This is a genomic window from Xanthomonas arboricola pv. juglandis, from assembly GCF_905367715.1.
Lineage (GTDB): Bacteria > Pseudomonadota > Gammaproteobacteria > Xanthomonadales > Xanthomonadaceae > Xanthomonas > Xanthomonas arboricola.
Genome location: NZ_HG999362.1, coordinates 220,063 through 235,737, shown reverse-complemented (window position 1 = coordinate 235,737; position 15,675 = coordinate 220,063). Strand labels below are relative to the sequence as shown.

Annotated in this window: 14 protein-coding genes and 1 other RNA gene; 3 read left to right on the top strand and 12 right to left on the bottom strand. The window is 67.6% G+C overall.

Translation table 11 applies throughout. The annotated features are described in order from the left end of the window. Positions 1-360 precede the first annotated feature (360 nt). The 6 genes from KHN93_RS00910 to KHN93_RS00885 all read right to left on the bottom strand — a co-directional run bounded on the left by KHN93_RS00910 (position 361) and on the right by KHN93_RS00885 (position 7,053). Positions 361-1,419 carry a LacI family DNA-binding transcriptional regulator gene (locus KHN93_RS00910; protein ID WP_024939515.1) on the bottom strand — a complete coding sequence of 353 codons (1,059 nt, stop codon included), beginning with the start codon at positions 1,417-1,419 and terminating at the stop codon, positions 361-363. A gap of 141 nt (positions 1,420-1,560) precedes the next feature. Next, positions 1,561-3,144 carry a family 43 glycosylhydrolase gene (locus KHN93_RS00905; RefSeq protein ID WP_102581745.1) on the bottom strand — a complete coding sequence of 528 codons (1,584 nt, stop codon included), beginning with the start codon at positions 3,142-3,144 and terminating at the stop codon, positions 1,561-1,563. 236 nt (positions 3,145-3,380) lie between these two features. Beyond that, entirely contained in the window at positions 3,381-4,664 is a 1,284-nt protein-coding gene (locus KHN93_RS00900; RefSeq protein ID WP_211921572.1) for a TRAP transporter large permease, read from the bottom strand. After that, a complete protein-coding gene (locus KHN93_RS00895) occupies positions 4,664-5,185 on the bottom strand; it encodes a TRAP transporter small permease (RefSeq protein WP_211921570.1) in 522 nt (173 codons plus the stop codon). The genes KHN93_RS00900 and KHN93_RS00895 overlap by 1 nt, the downstream gene beginning before the upstream one ends. A gap of 10 nt (positions 5,186-5,195) precedes the next feature. Then, positions 5,196-6,194 carry a TRAP transporter substrate-binding protein gene (locus KHN93_RS00890; protein WP_047124526.1) on the bottom strand — a complete coding sequence of 333 codons (999 nt, stop codon included), beginning with the start codon at positions 6,192-6,194 and terminating at the stop codon, positions 5,196-5,198. 37 nt (positions 6,195-6,231) lie between these two features. Then, a complete protein-coding gene (locus tag KHN93_RS00885; RefSeq protein WP_039514172.1) occupies positions 6,232-7,053 on the bottom strand; it encodes a 2-keto-4-pentenoate hydratase in 822 nt (273 codons plus the stop codon). Between the two features lie 140 nt (positions 7,054-7,193). Here KHN93_RS00885 and KHN93_RS00880 point away from each other — a divergent pair, with 140 nt between their 5' ends. The 3 genes from KHN93_RS00880 (at position 7,194) to KHN93_RS00870 (ending at position 10,980) form a co-directional block, all read left to right on the top strand. Further along, positions 7,194-8,264, top strand: a complete 1,071-nt coding sequence (locus KHN93_RS00880; RefSeq protein WP_211921568.1) for an alpha/beta hydrolase — start codon at positions 7,194-7,196, stop codon at positions 8,262-8,264. Further along, positions 8,261-9,883 (top strand): carboxylesterase/lipase family protein, encoded by a 1,623-nt coding sequence (locus KHN93_RS00875; RefSeq protein WP_167705020.1) that lies wholly within the window; start codon positions 8,261-8,263, stop codon positions 9,881-9,883. The genes KHN93_RS00880 and KHN93_RS00875 overlap by 4 nt, the downstream gene beginning before the upstream one ends. 164 nt (positions 9,884-10,047) lie before the next feature. Next, complete coding sequence (locus tag KHN93_RS00870; protein WP_211921565.1) at positions 10,048-10,980, top strand: rhamnogalacturonan acetylesterase; 933 nt, start codon at positions 10,048-10,050, stop codon at positions 10,978-10,980. A gap of 78 nt (positions 10,981-11,058) precedes the next feature. Here the strand turns inward: KHN93_RS00870 and KHN93_RS00865 are convergent, their stop codons facing one another. The 6 genes from KHN93_RS00865 to KHN93_RS00840 all read right to left on the bottom strand — a co-directional run bounded on the left by KHN93_RS00865 (position 11,059) and on the right by KHN93_RS00840 (position 15,385). Beyond that, positions 11,059-12,207: an aldo/keto reductase gene (locus KHN93_RS00865; protein ID WP_211921563.1), complete on the bottom strand. Its 1,149-nt coding sequence runs from the start codon at positions 12,205-12,207 to the stop codon at positions 11,059-11,061. A 253-nt stretch (positions 12,208-12,460) separates the two neighbouring features. After that, positions 12,461-12,533: non-coding RNA, sX9 sRNA (locus tag KHN93_RS00860), on the bottom strand. 104 nt (positions 12,534-12,637) lie between these two features. Next, the gene (locus KHN93_RS00855; protein ID WP_211921561.1) at positions 12,638-13,105 is read right to left on the bottom strand and encodes a metallophosphoesterase family protein; all 468 of its coding nucleotides are present in this window, start codon (positions 13,103-13,105) and stop codon (positions 12,638-12,640) included. A 156-nt stretch (positions 13,106-13,261) separates the two neighbouring features. Beyond that, positions 13,262-14,827 carry a PepSY-associated TM helix domain-containing protein gene (locus tag KHN93_RS00850; RefSeq protein WP_211921559.1) on the bottom strand — a complete coding sequence of 522 codons (1,566 nt, stop codon included), beginning with the start codon at positions 14,825-14,827 and terminating at the stop codon, positions 13,262-13,264. After that, complete coding sequence (locus tag KHN93_RS00845; protein WP_024940563.1) at positions 14,824-15,096, bottom strand: hypothetical protein; 273 nt, start codon at positions 15,094-15,096, stop codon at positions 14,824-14,826. The genes KHN93_RS00850 and KHN93_RS00845 overlap by 4 nt, the downstream gene beginning before the upstream one ends. Then, on the bottom strand, positions 15,086-15,385 hold the full coding sequence (locus tag KHN93_RS00840) for a hypothetical protein (protein WP_211921557.1): 300 nt from the start codon (positions 15,383-15,385) through the stop codon (positions 15,086-15,088). The genes KHN93_RS00845 and KHN93_RS00840 overlap by 11 nt, the downstream gene beginning before the upstream one ends. Positions 15,386-15,675 lie beyond the last annotated feature (290 nt).

Below are 15,675 nucleotides of genomic sequence, written 5' to 3'. Positions count from 1 at the left end.
TCATTGCGCAGTGCACGATAGCCGCATGGCGGCGTGGCAGCGTGGGAATTCCTTCTCCCCTCTGGAGAAGGTGGCGCATGGCGCCGGATGAGGGGACGAGGCTGCACGTGGTGTTGGGTGCGGGGCTTGATTGGTCGGGTGGAGGCCTATGTGCCCTCAGCTCATGGCTGAGCTTTCTCAGATGGCTGTCTGCCGCCCCCACCCCCGCCCCGCGCCCCGCCCCGCGCCCCGGCCCGCGCTGGCGGCGCGGGCGCTCCAAGGCACGCGCGCCCATGGCGCGCAAGCCGTGCCTTCTCGCCCCGACGGGAGAGGGGCTTTGTTGCTCGCCTGGCGTCCCCCTTGCCTGGGCTTTGACCTCGCTCAATCTTCCGGCGGTTGGCAGGAATCGCGCACGATCAGGTGCGGGCGCACGCTGGCGGTGGGCAATTGCGGGGCGTTGTCGGGCTGGATCAGCATCGCTGCGGCGGTGCGGCCGGTGTCGCGGGTGTGGCGGCGCACCGAGGTCAGCGGCGGCCACAGGCGCGAGGCCAGCGAGCTGTCGTCGTAGCCGATCACCGACAGCTGGCGCGGGATGCTGATGCCGGCGCGCAGCGCGACCTTGTAGATGCCGGCGGCCATTTCGTCGTTACCGGTGAAGATGGCGGTGGGGCGCTTCTTGCCCAGCAGCAGCTTTTCGGCCGCGGCCACGCCCGATTCGAAGGTGTAGCCGGCTTCGACGATGCGCTCGGGCGGCAGTTCGATGCCGCGCCGGGTCAGCGCGTCGGCAAAGCCGGAGGTGCGCTCGATCGAGGAACGGTAGGCACTGGGGCCGGTGACCAGGGCGATGTCGCGGTGGCCGAGCGAGAGCAGGTAATCGGCGGCCTCAGCGGCGCCGTCGCGGTCGTGGGTGATCACCGTCTGCGAGGTGGTGTCCAGCGCGACCGAAGCGATGCGGGTGTAGCGGCAGCCGATCTCGGCCAGCATGTCGGCCAGCGCCTGGTCCTCGGAGGCGCGCGGCACCAGGATCACGCCGTGCAGCTTCTGCGCCTGGGCGAAGCGGCGCACGCCTTCGATGTAGCCGGGGCTGCGGCTGTCGCAGGGGTGCACCACCAGCTCGAAGCTGGAGCCGCGCAGCGCGTCCAGCGCGCCGTACTGCATGTCCACGATGTACTGCGCGGTGGGGTTGTCGTAGACCATGCCGATCAGGAACGAGCGCCGGAACGCCAGCCCGCGCGCGAGCGGGTCGGGCGCGTAGCCGACCTCGCGCATCAACGCCTCGACCTTCTCGCGGGTGTCCTGCCGCACCAGCGGCGAGTTGTTGATGATCCGCGACACGGTCTTCTTGGACACGCCCGACATCCGCGCGATGTCGTTGATCGTGGCTACCTTGCCCTTCGGCAGGCCGGGCATTCCCTCTTCAGGCATCTTGCGGGCGGGCATAGCGGTCAACCAGTGAAGTTGATTGGATTCTACCGGCCAGACGGCCGGCAGACCTGAGCGAAGCCTGCCGCCACCCCGGACCCGCCGTGCAGGACACGCCGCAGCCGGCAGTGCCGCGGCATGCCCGGCGATGCAGAACGGTCAGTCCAGGGCGCGGTAGCGGAAGTTGCGGAACTCCACCTGGCCCTGCCCGGCGGCATACAGCGCCGGTTTCAGTGCCAGGAACTTGCCGGCCACGTTGTGGTGGTAGCCGGACACTTCCATCTGCACCGGGTACTTGGTCCAGGTGGTGCCGTCGGTGCTGCTGTGGATGGTGACGATGTGGCGGTTGTTGGTGACCCGCAGCCACAAGGTGCCACCGGTCGCACTGGGGGCCAGCGTGCCGGGGCGTTCCTCGCCGTAGCGGTGCATGACGAAGTTCTCGCCATTGCTGCCCACGCCGGCATAGAGCTTGTCGCTGTAGAACAGCAGCGCCCCGCCCTGCCCGCCCGGCGCCACGGTCATCTGCACCTCGAACTGGTAGGCCTGGTCGGTGGCGATCACCGTCAGCGGCGAGGCGTTGCGCGGGGCGCTGCCCTTGCCCTGCAGGCGCAACACACCATCGCCGACCTGCAGCCGCTTGGCCTCGTCGGCGGCGGGGTTGAAGAACGCCCACTGCGGGCCCAGCGTGCTGGCGCGGAAGTCGTCCGACAGCGCCAGCCCATGCGGCAAGGCCTGCCCGCTGGGCTTTTTCAGCGGCGTGCCCAGGTCGCCACCCTTGGCGACGAACCAGCCGTCCGGGGTCCACTCGATCGGGTCCAGCAAGGCCTGCCGGCCCAGCGTCCAGTAGCCGTGTTCGTAGCCGTGGTAGAGCATCCACCAGCGCTGGTCGGTGCCTTCCACCAGCGTGGCGTGGCCGCGCGACCACCACGGCTCGTCAGCGCTCCTGGTGCGGGTGATCGGGTTGTTGGGCGCGTTCTGCCAGGGGCCGTGGATCGAGCGCGAACGCGCGGTGATCACCATGTGCCCGGTCGGCGGGCCGGCGGTGCCGCCGACGGCGGTGGTCATGTAGTACCAGCCGTTGTGGCGGGTGATCTTGGGGCCTTCCTGCGCGTAGCCTTCCACGTCCCAGCTTTCCGGGTATTTCCAGCCGTCGTAGACGTGCTTGGGCGTGCCGACCACCTTGAGCCCGTCGTCGGAGAGCTGCACGTAATCGCCACCGCTCAGGAACAGATAGCGCTTGCCGTCCTCGCCCACTGCGTGGCCGGGGTCGATGTACTTGCCCAGGCCGATGTCGATCGGCGCGCTCCACGGGCCGGCGATGTTGTCGGCCCAGACCACGAAGTTGCTGCGCTCGCCCTGGTCGCCACGGCGCGCCGGGAAGTAGATGTAGTAGCGCTTGCCGTGCTTGATCAGGTCCGGCGCCCAGATCGCGCCGACGTTCTGGGTGATGGCATGGCCCAGCGGCTGCCAGTTGACCAGATCGCGCGAATGCCAGATCGGCAGGCCCGGGTAGGCGTCGAACGAGGACAGCGTGAGGTAGTAGTCCTGCCCGTCCTTGAGCACCGACGGGTCGGGGTGATCGCCGGCCAGTACCGGGTTGAGGAAGGTGCCGTCGCCCTGGTCGGCGATGCGCTGGTGTTCGAGGCCGCGCTTCCAGTCGGCCGCGGCAGCGAGCCCGGCACACAGCAGCAGGCCGCCGGCCAGCAGCCAACGCAAACGGGTTGAAGCGATACGCACACGCATGCTTGCTCCTAGTCCCCGCACGGCGGGGCGATGCGGCGGCCAGCGCCTGGAGCGTCGGCCGCCTGGATGAGGGCGGAACTACCTGCCAGCAACGACGCCGGGCAGCGCGCCGGTAACGTCGCCAGGCGTTTGTCGAGCGAGGCGCGGCGTGCGGACATCGCATCGCATGCGCCGTGCAGGCCGCTGCCACGCACCGACGACGCCCGCCTGACGGACGCAGTCGGGATCGCGGGCACTTACGCGCGCAGCGCGCGTGGCAACCACAGCGACAGTTCGGGGAAGAACGCCACGATCAGCAGCACACCCAGGGCCGCCAGCCAGAACGGCCAGATGGTGCGCATGCTCTGGGCGATGGTGATCTGCCCGATCGAGGTGCCGATGAACAGCACCGAGCCGATCGGCGGGGTGATCAGGCCGATGCCGCCGGCCAGCACCATCACCAGACCGAAGTGGATCGGGTCGATGCCGTAGGCCTTGACCACCGGCAGGAAGATCGGCGTACAGATCAGGATCTTCGGCGCCAGGTCCATGAACATGCCCAGCAGCAACAGCATCACCACGATCATCAGCAGCACCGTGTTCTTGCTGTCGGCGATGGCCTGCAGGAACTTCACCGCCGCCGCCGGCACCTGCAGGTAGGCCAGCAACCAGCCGAACACCGCCGCAGTGGCGATCACGAACAGGATCACGCCGGTGGTGCGCGCGGCATGCGTCACCGCGGCGAAGAACTCGGCCCACCGCAGCTGCCGATACAGCAGCGCGGTGACGATCAAGGCGTACACCACCGCGATCGCCGCGCTCTCCACCGCGGTGAAGATGCCGGCACGGATACCGATGAAGATCAACGCCACCAGGCCCAGGCCCGGCAACGCGCCGATCATGCGCAGCGCCACTGCGCGCCAGCCGGGGAACGGCTCGGTGCCGTAGCCGCGATGGCGCGCCACCGCATAGCCGGTGACCATCATCGCCGCGGTCATCAGCAGCGCCGGGAAGATACCGGCCGCGAACAGATCGGCGATCGACAGCCCGCCACCGGCCGCGGCCGAGAACAGGATCAGGTTGTGCGAAGGCGGCACCAGCAACGCCACCAGCGCGGCGGTCATGCTCACGTTGACCGCGTAGTCGCGGTCGTAACCACGCTTGATCATCTGCGGGATCATGGTGCCGCCGACCGCCGAGACGTCGGCGATCGCCGAGCCGGACACGCCGCCGAAGAACAGCGATGACAGCACGCTGACCTGGCCCAGGCCGCCACGCACGCGCCCCACCAGCGAGGAGGCCAACGCGATCAGGCGTTCGGAGATACCGCCGCGCAGCATCAGCTCGCCGGCGAAGATAAACAACGGGATGGCGATCAACGAGGCCGAGCCGCTGCCGGCGGAAATCTGCTGCACCAGCACCACCGTGGGCAGGTCCAGATACAGCAGCGTGGCCAGTGCGGCCGCGCCCAGCGCATACGCCACCGGCACGCCGATCAGCAGCAGCACCACGAAGGTTCCCAACAACATCGCAATGCCCATCAGCGCACTCCTCCGGCCTGGATCGGGCGCAGCACACGCCACAGCTTGTACAAGGCAAAGATCACCATCAGCGCACCGCCGATCGACAACGGCAGGTAGTTGATGCTCTGTGGCATCTGCGCGCCGGCCATCTTGATATCCAGGCCATCGAGCAGCAGCGCCGCGCTCCACCACGCCAGCACCGCACCGATGGACATGATCATCAACGGGCGGATCAGGTCGAACACCCTGCGCACCAGCGGCGGCACGTGTTCGCCCAGCAAATAGAAGCCGAAGTGGCGGTTGGTATGCACGCCGGCGGCCGCGCCCAGGCTCAGGGCGGTGCTGAGCAACAGCAGCGTCACCGGCTCGGTCCAGCTGGGCGAGTCGTTGAGCACGTAGCGGGTGAACACCTGCCAGCCCTGCACGACCACCAGGCCCAGCAGCGCGATGGATGCCACGCCAACGGCGGTATCGGAAACGCGGTCCAGCGCGCGCTGCAACGGCGGGACCGGGACGGCGACGGTCTCGGGTTCGGTCATCGGGTCACCTCTATGCAAAATCGCGGATGCGGCGGTACAGCGCTTCGATCTCCGGCTGCTTGCGGTACTCGGCCAGCAGCGGCGCGGCGGCGGCGCGGAACGCCGGCATGTCGACCTGATTGAGCTTGACGCCGTAATCGATCACCTGCTTGCGCGCCACGGTCTCCGAGGCATCCCACAGAGTGCGCATCACCGGTACCGAGGCGCGTGCCAGTTCCACCACCAGGGCGCGATCGTCCGGGCGCAGCGATTCGAAACTCTGCCGCGACATCACCAGGATGTCCGGCGCATAGGAATGCTCGCTCTGCGACCAGTAATGCGCGGCTTCGAAGTGCCGGCTGGACTGGAAGCTGCGCATGTTGTTTTCCGCACCGTCGATCATGTGCGTTTCCATCGCCGAGAACGTCTCGCCCAGCGACATCGGGGTGGGGTTGGCACCCAGCATGCGCATCAGCTTGAGGAAGATGTCCGACGAGGCCACACGCAGTTTCAGGCCCTTGAGATCTTCCGGGCGGTGCAGCGGGTGCTTGGTGTTGTAGAAGCAACGCGCACCGGAATCGTAGATCGCCAGGCCCACCAGGTCGCGCTGCTCGAAGCTGCGCAGCACGCTGTCGCCGACATGGCCGTCGATGGCGCGGCGCAGATGCGGCACCGAGTCGAACACGTACGGCAGGCACAGCGCCTGGGTCAGCGGAAAGGTGTTGTTCAACGCGCCCGAATACACCCGGGTGATGTCGATGGCGCCAAAGCGCGCCATGTCGATCGCCTCGGACTCGCGGCCCAGCTGGCCGGAGTGGTACTGGCGCAGCTTGAGCCGGCCGTTGCTGCGTTGCTCCAGCTGCTTGCCGAACCACCGCACCGCCTCCACGGTAGGGTAGTCGCCGACATGCACGTCGGTGGCGGTCAGCAGCTGCCCGCCGGGGATCGGCGTGGTGGCACCCGCGCCCAGCCAGGGGCCGGCGGCGGCGGCACCGAGCCCGGCACCGAGGAAATGTCTGCGTGTGATCATTGGCGCCCTCCCAAGCGTCTGGTCACTGGGTCCGGCGTTACTTGGCGGACACAGCCGTACAGGAAATGTCGCCGATGCCGGCGAAGCGAATCAGGGCATGCTGTCCCACTTCGATGTCATGGATACCGGTGGCATTGCCCGTGGCGATGAGATCACCGCGCTTGAGCGGACGCCCGCGCCGGGCCGAACGACTAAGCGCAAATGCGTAGGCCGCGCGCAAGCCGCCCGGCAGCGTGGTGGCCCCGCCGGTGCCGACCAGCTGGTCGTCGATCAGGGTTTCGGCGGTCAGCGCGGATTCGTCGCGCGCCAGCCAATCGGTCACTTCCGGCCCCAGGATCAGGCCGTTGTTGTTGCCGAAGTCGGAGATCACCACGCGCGGGCCTAGCTTGTTGATGGTCGCCAGCGGACTGCTGGCGATTTCCACGCCGATGAACAGCGTGGCCGGCAGCTGCGCCGCCTGGTCAGGAGTGAAGTGGGTCTGCTCGGCCGGCGCGTCTGCGTCCAGGCGCAGCACGTACTCGGCCTCGACCGCACCGAAGCCGCCTTCGTAGATCGGGAATTCGGTTGTTCCACCGGTAGCATTCCAGAGCTTGTGCGAGAAGATCGGGCCCAGCAGGCGCTCGTCGCCCGATGCATCACGGCGCTCGGCGGCGATATAGCCCACCTTCCAGCCGACCACCTGGTCGTCCCACTGGCTGATGGCGATATCCTGCACCTGGTAGGCGGTGAGCAGATCGTCGGGGATCTGCCCTGGAAAGTCCGGCAGCGATGCCCCTGCACGGCGTGCCTCCACAAAGCGCTGGGCGATCTGCGACAGCGAGGATGTGGAGGATGGTGGGGTGGCGGCGTCGTTGCTCAAGGGTGTCTCCCTGATAGGTGTTTTTGTTGCACTGCCAATCGACAGTGGCACGGTGTGCTGTATATGGTAAACCGGTGTCATTGGCAATGTGCAGTGCGGCAAAACTGGCCGCAGCAACGAAGCAACCCTGGGAGGGGTGGATGGAACAGACAAGCCAGACGCGTGTGTTTGCCGCGTTTTCGAGCGTCATGCGCCGGTGCATGACGGTGGTGGTGATGGCGGGAGCGCTGCTGGCCGGACCAGTGCTGGCGGCCGAGGTGCCCGGCGCCGATACCGCAGCCGAGCAGGCCAGCCGGATCCTGCTATGGCCCAAGGGGATGGCACCGGGTGACAAGCCGCTGCAGCAGCCACAGCGCATCGTCCAACGCAGCAGCGACCCGGCCCTGCCCGATCGCTACATCCAGCAGATCAGCACGCCTTACCTGGTGGTCTACCGGCCCAAGCGGCCGAACGGCACCGCCCTGCTGGTCACCCCCGGCGGCGGCTACCAGCGCATCGTGCTCGACAACGAGGGCAGCGCACTGGTGCCCAGCTTCGTCGACCAGGCCGGCATCACCCTGTTCGTGCTGCGCTACCGCTTGCCCGGCGAAGGCCACCCGAACGGCGCCGACGTGCCGCTGGCCGATGCACAGCGCGCGCTGCGGCTGATCCGCGCCAACGCCACCCGCTACGGCATCGACCCCCAGCGGGTCGGGGTGATGGGGTTCTCGGCCGGCGGCCATGTCGCCGCCAGCCTGGCCACCCGCTACGCCGCGCAGGTCTACCCCAAGGTGGATGCGGCCGATGCACTGAGCGCGCGGCCGGATTTTGCGCTGCTGATCTACCCGGTCATCGACATGGACAGCGCCAACGCGCACCCGGGCTCGCGCGAGCGCCTGCTCGGCAGCAGTCCAGCCGATGCGCAGGTGCGCGCGTATTCGCCGCAACTGCATGTGGATGCGCGCACCCCGCCCAGTTTTCTGCTGCATGCGCAGGACGACACCGTGGTGTCGGTGCGCAACAGCATGCTGATGCACGACGCGCTGCTGCGCGCCGGCGTGCCGAGCGAGCTGCACGTCTTCCCGCAGGGCGGCCATGGCTTCGGCACCGCCAGCGGCAGCGGCCTGACCGTGGCCGCCTGGCCGCAGCTGGCACAAGCCTGGATCGCGCATGTCACCAAGGCGCAGCCGCCGGCAGCTGCATCGGGACCGGCGCAGGACGTGGCGCGATGACAGCGCCGTCCACTCCCGACGCGCGCCGACGCACGCTGCTGCGTGGCGGCCTGCTCGCCACTGCCGCCGCAGCGCTCCCCGGCTTTGCTGGCACCGCCGTCCCGCCGCCGCCGCGCGAGGCCAGCGCGCCGCTGGCACGCGTGCGTGGCGGCGCTTTGCGCGGTCATCGCGACCAGGGCATCTGCGTGTTCAAGGGCATCCCGTACGGCGGCGATACCGCCGCGCGGCGCTTCCAGGCAGCCGTGCCGGAAAATCCATGGCAGGACGTGCGCGATGCCAGCGCCTACGCGGCGGCTGCGCCGCAGCTCAAGGCCAGCGAACCCACCAGCGAGGACTGCCTGTTCCTCAACGTATGGACGCCGGGCCTGCGCGATGGCGGCAAGCGCCCGATCCTGTTCTATATCCACGGCGGCGGCTACACCACCGGCTCCGGCAGCGACCCGCTGTACGACGGCGTGCGTCTATGCAAACGCGGCGATGTGGTGGTGATCACCGTCAATCACCGGCTCAACCTGTTCGGCTACCTGTCGCTGGCGCAGCTGGGCGATGCCGGCTTTGCCGACTCCGGCAATGCCGGGCAGCTGGACCTGATCCAGGCACTGCAGTGGGTGCGCCAGCACGCGGGCGAATTCGGCGGCGATGCCGGCAATGTCACCGTGTTCGGCCAGTCCGGTGGCGGCGCCAAGATCGCCACCCTGATGGCGATGCCGGCCGCGCGTGGCCTGTTCCACCGTGCCTGGACCATGAGCGGGCAGCAGGTCACCGTGGCCGGCCCGCGTGCGGCCACGCAGCGTGCGCAGTTGCTGCTGGATGCCTTGAAACTCGCGCCCGGCGAGCTTGCGCGCATCCGCACGCTGCCGGTTGCGCAGCTGCTGGCTGCCGCGCAACTGCGCGACCCCTCGCGGGTGGAAAACAGCGCGCTGTACTTCGGCCCGGTGCTGGATGCACGCAATGTGCCGGTGCATCCGTTCTGGCCGACCGCGCCACTGCAATCGGCCAGGATTCCGCTGGTGATCGGCAATACCCGCGACGAGACGCGCGCGTTTCTCGGCAACGACGCGAAGAACTTTGCGTTGAGCTGGGACGAGCTGCCGGCCAGGCTGGAAAGCCAGCAGTACGTCGACCTGCTGCCGCAGGTGGTGATTGCCGAATATCGCCGGCTGTATCCGCAGTACTCGCCATCGGACGTGTTCTTTGCCGCGACCACGGCGGGCCGCTCGTGGCGCGGCGCGGTCGAGGAGGCCGAGGCGCGTGCACGCCAGGGCGCACCGACCTGGGTGTATCAGCTGGACTGGGGCTCGCCGTTGGACGGCGGCAAGTTCGGCGCCTTCCACACGCTGGATATCCCGCTGGTCTTCGACACCATTGCGCAGCCCGGCTCGCGCACCGGCGACGGCGCCGCTGCGCAGCGTATGGCCGAGCAGATGAGCGAGGCGCTGCTCGCCTTCGCACGCAGTGGCGACCCGAATCATCGCGGCCTGCCACGCTGGCGCCAGTACTCGCTGCAGCACCGCGACACGTTGCTGTTCGATGTGCCGAGCCGGATGGACAACGACCCGCGCGGTGGCGAACGACGGCTCTACCAGCAGGCGCCCTTCATCCAGCGCGGTACGTTCTGAGCGCTTTCGTTCCGGCGGGGCGATCAGCACGTGGTGTGCGGTCGCCACACGGGTACGAACGTTCCAGACCGGAATGTCTGCGCAGGACACGCCAATTCCGCAGCGCTGGCCGCCCCTATTCCGGCGAGCGCGCAGCCGTGTTTCAGTCGTTTTCGAGGTGATGCATGCGTAAGTACTCTGTTGTTGCACCGATGCTGCTGACAGCGCTGGCCGCTGCCTGCCTGATGTTTGCCGATGCGGCCGCTGCCGCACAGGTCGGCACACCGCGCGCATCCAGGGCATCAGCCTCCACCGCCGCTGCGCCCGCGCTTGCCGCCAGCAAGATCGTGCTGGTCGGCGACTCCACCACCGCCGTGCAGGGCGGCTGGGGACCGAGCTTTTGCGCGCAGCATGTGACCTCATTTCTGAGCTGCCTCAATCTGGCGCGCGGCGGCCGCAGCACGTCCAACTACCGTGCCGAAGGTTCGTGGGACATCGCGTTGCACGAGCTGCGCAGCGGCGGGTATCGCCAGGTGTATGTGCTGATCCAGTTCGGCCACAACGATCAACCGGGCAAGCCGGGGCGTTCCACCGACCTGGCGACCGAATTCCCCGCCAACCTGCGCCGCTATGTGGCCGAGGCGCGTGCTGCCGGTGCGATTCCGGTGCTGGTCACGCCGTTGACGCGGCGGCAGTTCGCGCGCGGTCAGCTGCTGGACGATCTGGCGCCCTGGGCCGAGGCCACGCGCACGCTCGCGCAGGAATTGCAGGTGCCGTTGATCGACCTGCACGCGCGCAGCCGCGCCCTGGTGCAAGGCATGGGCCCGGTGCTGGCAATGCGCCTGGCGCAGCGGCCGGCCGACCCGGAGCAGGTGCTAGCCGCGCAATCGGGCACCACCATCGGCAAGACCCCGGCGCAGACCACATCGACGCCCGCCACGCCCGCTGTCGCCACTGCGCGTGCACAGGACAACGCCAGTGCCGAGCCGATGGGCCAGGCCAAGCTGGCATTCGATTACACCCATCTGGGTGCCGAAGGTGCCGATCTGTTCGCGGCGATTGTCGCCGACGAGCTGGCCAGGCAAGTGCCTGCGTTGCGGCCGCTGTTGATTCCGTGATGGGTGAGGTGATGCCTGCAATGTGACGTGATGCATCGCAAGCGCAGGGGTTTGCGATGCACCCACCACGTGTGAGCCTCAGCCCCGCATAGGCACCGGTGCATCCGCTTCGATCACCTGCTCGCGCTTGAGCTCTTCCCATACCGCTGCCGGAATCGCCACGCGCATCGAGGCCGCATTCGCAAGCGCCTGCTCGGCCGTGCGCGCACCCGGAATCACTGCGGACACCACCTTGGGCGCGGCGGCAAACTGCAGCGACACTGTGCGCAGATCCACGCCGTGGCGCTCGCAGATGGCGAGTGCTTTCTGGCGCTTGGCCGGCGCCCATTCCGGCACGGTGCCGTCGTAGAGATATCGCTCGCGCCCGGCCAGATAGCCCGCCAGCAGCGGCGCACCGACCACTACCGACGCACCATGCTTTGCAATCTTCGGGAAGGTGTCGTGCAGCGCCTGCGCGTGATCGAGCAACGAGTACTGGCAGGCCAGCAGGAAGATGTCCGGGTCGGCCTCTTCGATCGCACGCAGGGCCGGCTCGGGGCGATTGACGCCAAAGCCCCAGGCCTTGATCAGGCCCTCCTTGCGCATCTTGGTCAGCTCGGGCATCGCGCCTTTCACCGCTTCGGCAAAGCGCTGCTCCCACGGCATGCCCAGGTCTTTCTCGTTCTCCGGCGACAGGTCGTGGATGTAGGCGATATCGATCTGCGACACGCCCAGGCGTTGCAGGCTGTCCTCGATCGAGCGACGCACACCGGAGGCGCTGTAGTCGTAGCGATAATCGAAGGGCGACGGCTGCTGCCACATTGTCTTCGGCGGTTTGTCGGTGGCGGTCAGCAGGCGCCCGACCTTGGTCGATAGCACATAGTCGTCTGCAGCGTGATTGTGCAGATGGTGACCGGTACGGCGCTCGGACAGGCCCAGGCCGTACCACGGCGAGGTATCGAAGTACCGCACGCCCGATTCCCACGCCGCAGCCAGGGTCGCTTCGCTTTGCGCATCGCTGGTGGGCGCAAAGCCATTGCCGATCGCCACGCCACCAAAGCCCAGTCGACTCGAGGGCCGATAGCGTGCGCCCTTGCTTGCGGAATTGGTCGGCAACGCCGATGCGGCGGACTTGCCGCGCGTGGGCATCACGCTGCCCGGTGCGGAAGTCTGTGCCAGCAACGGGGCGGCGGCCAATGCGGCGGTGCCGGCAGCAGCGGCGGAAAGGAACTGGCGACGGGTATTCATGGGGGAAATCCTTGCGGCGACTCGATGCACAAGGATGGTCCCGCCTGCGTGCAGACAAGGTCAGTGCAGGGACCGCGGACCTACACATGCAGGCAACGAACGACTCGCGTGCGGGTTTGGACAAGCAGGCACGTCAGCACAGGTTGTCAGCGGTCGCTGCTGCTGGTCATCGCATGCACCGCAAGCTTAGGACATGCGGCGGTGGCCTGTGCGCCGGGCCGATGCACTTCATCGCACGGCATTGTCTAAAAGCGGCCAACAAAACGTAGCGATCTTCAGGTGGGTGCGGACGGCGCGCTCAGAAGCGCAGTGCACGCATGGCACATGCCGATTCCGGGCAGCGACCGCGCCCGTCTGACGCCCGCGCAGTCGTTTTGTTAGCCGCTGCAGATCCCTGCACAAGTCTCTGTTACACGGAATCCAACTTCCATCAGCGTATTTCCAGCAATTGCAGCTGCGCACGCGGCGGGCCATCGCCCAGCCACAGCGTGCCCACACTGATCGGCAAGCTGAAGCGACGCGGACCGGCGCTGCCCGGATTGATGTACAGCACACCGTCGTGCGTGTGTATCGACGGTTTGTGCGAATGCCCACTGATGATCACATCGGCAGCAACATCCGCTGCCAGCGTTTTCAGATCGTGCAACACATGGATGCGCACGCCTGCGATCAGCAGATCCAGCGTTTGCGGAAGCTGCGCTGCCCAGGGCTTGTTGTCGATATTGCCGGCGATCGCATGCAGCGGTGCCAGCGCCTGCAGCGCGGTGAGGATCTCCGGCTTGCCCACATCGCCGGCATGGATGATCGCCGCGCAGCCCTGCAAGGCAGCCACCGCCTCTGGCCGCAGCATGCCGTGCGTGTCGGAGATCAGGCCAATGCGTAAGACGGCAGCCGTCATCGGGTGTGGGTGAAGGTGGCGGGCGATCAGGATGCACGGCCCGGCGATGCCGTCGCGTCAACGGGCCAGGTTGTCGGGCTAGCCGCATGGTCGGCGACCAAGTGCTCCGCCGCAGCTGATGCCCGGCACACCATAGCGTGCCAGGCATCAATCACGTCAGTGCGTCGACTCAGCGCGTTGCGCGCGCTTCCACGCCCAGACGCTGTTGGGATCGCCCTGCAGCCCGCGCCGCTTGCTTGCACGCGCCAGTTGCCAGTACGCCCATGCCAACACCAAGGCGATCAGGTCCACGACCAGCACCGTTGCGTCCTGCCACGGCAGCACCACGCCATGCGCCGAAACACAGCTGGCCAGTGGAATCAGCGCCGTGAGGACAGCGCAGGCCAGCAACGCCTCGTACGCACCGCGTGCGGTGGGGCGGACCAGCGCCCACACCAGCACGGCCGCAAAGACCGCGTAATAGACATAGCGCTCCTGTCCTTGCGCAAGCAAGCGTGCGGCGATGAACAAGGCCGAGATGCCGGCGACGCTGCCCAGGCAGACGCCGATGGTCAGGCGTGCCATCGCGTGGGTGCGGCGCGGTTGATCCACCAGCCGACGCTTGCGCCGAGTTTCGATCCACAACAGGTTGCCGCTGTAGAACAGGAACGCACCGCCCAACCCGAGCAGGAAATACAACCACTGCACCGGCGCGTGCCCGAAGTTGCCGAAGTGCAGCCCTTGCAGCCCGCGCAAGGCGGCGGTGCCTGGTGACATCGTTCTTGGTTCGAGCACGCGCAGGACCTGGCCGGTTGCCGCGTCCAAGGCCACGCCACCGAGTGTGTTGAGGCGGCGCTGATCGTTGTGGCCATACACTTCCGCGCGTGCATGGGCATCGCCTGCATCATGGAACCCGATGCTCTCCGGTACAAAGCCCGGGCTGGCTGCGCGCGCCTTGTCCAGCAGCACCGCAACCGGCAGCACCGGCGCCGCACGCCTGGCCGCTTGCACATGCGGGGTGAGTTCGAACTCCGGTGCCAGGATCTGCATCAGCTTGCCGTCGAACACCAGGAACTGGAACGGCGCCAGCAACAGCACGCCCAGGCACAACACCGCGCCGGACCAGGCAAAGATCACATGGAACGGCAGCGACAACATGCCAACCACGTTGTGCGCGTCCTGCCACAGCCGCTTGAGGTTATGGCCCGGCCTCAGCGCGAACAGGTCCTTGAAGAACACCGGCGCGTACAGCACCACCCCGCTGAGCAACGCCAGCCCGTACAGCACGCTCACCACACCGAACAGATAGGTGCCGAACACGCGTGGCAGGCCGGCGGTGAAGTGCAGGTCGTAGAGGAAATCGGCAAAGCCCACGCGCTGCGGCAATTCCAGCAGGCGGCCATCGGCGGCCTGTTGATACTGCCGCATGCCGCCACTGGCCTCGGCCTGCGGCCCATACCAGTACAGCCGCGGAGTCGGCCCGTGCTCGCCGGGCAGCAGCACCAGGAAGGATTCGGCCACCTGCGGATGCTGGGCGATCACCGCATCCAGCAAGGTCTGCGTGGCGGCGACAGGATCTTCCGGCGCAGGCTGTGTGACAGGCGGCGTGGCCTGCCAGCCGCTCAATTCATGCGTGAACACGGTGATGGCGCCGGCGTAGAAGGCGATGAACAAGGCCATGCCCGCCAACAGACCCATCCAGCTGTGGACCGACAGAAACGCGCGCAAGGTCGATGCTTTCATGCGCCCAGCTCCGTCCAACCCAATGCCTTGATGCCCGCAAGCGCGAGGTAGCACAGCAGCGTCAGCCCACCGAGCACGACCCAGGCGCGCGATGCGCGACGGAACACGAACGGCAGCGCCATCGCACCCACCCAGGCCGGAAACATCAGCAGCAGCCATGCCAGCGTGTAACTCTGCTGCGGCCCCGGCAGCAACAGGGCGCACAGGCCCACCACGCCGACCGCCAGCGGCAGACCCAGCACCACTGCAGCCAGCCATCTAGCCCACATGGCGCACCTGCCTGCGTTGCGTACGCGCCTGCTGCCAGGCATCCAGATACGGCAGCGCCACCGCCACCAGCATCAGCGCCGTCACTGCGGCGAAGATGCCGGCCCAGGTGCCCAAGGCCTGCATGGCGCAACCCAGCGACAGCAGCAGCAATGCGCTGGCGACGATGCGTAGCGCGCGCGCCGACAGCCGGCGCTGCGGCCACAGGCGCTGATGCCGTGTTGCCAGATAGAACGCCAGCGCCGACGCCGCAGCGGCGAGCAGGTAGCACCAGGTCATCAAACCGCTCATGCCTGCGCCCGCGTCGAAGCGGAGAAACGCAACACACCGAGCTGCGCTGGCCGCGCGCCGCCACCTTGCGCGCCGGCACACAGCGAATATGTAACCCACACCAGTGCATGCGCGCATCCAGCGATGCGCACAACATGGATAAATGGCTCAATCATCGAAGAAGCCACAGCCATCAAAACGCCCACGCACAACACTCCCGTACACACGGTCGACGGAAGGCATGGCGGCGGCTGTGCCCGGCAGCCCTCCGGGCTGCCTAAGTAGCGGGTGGCACTCCTGCTGCACCGCCC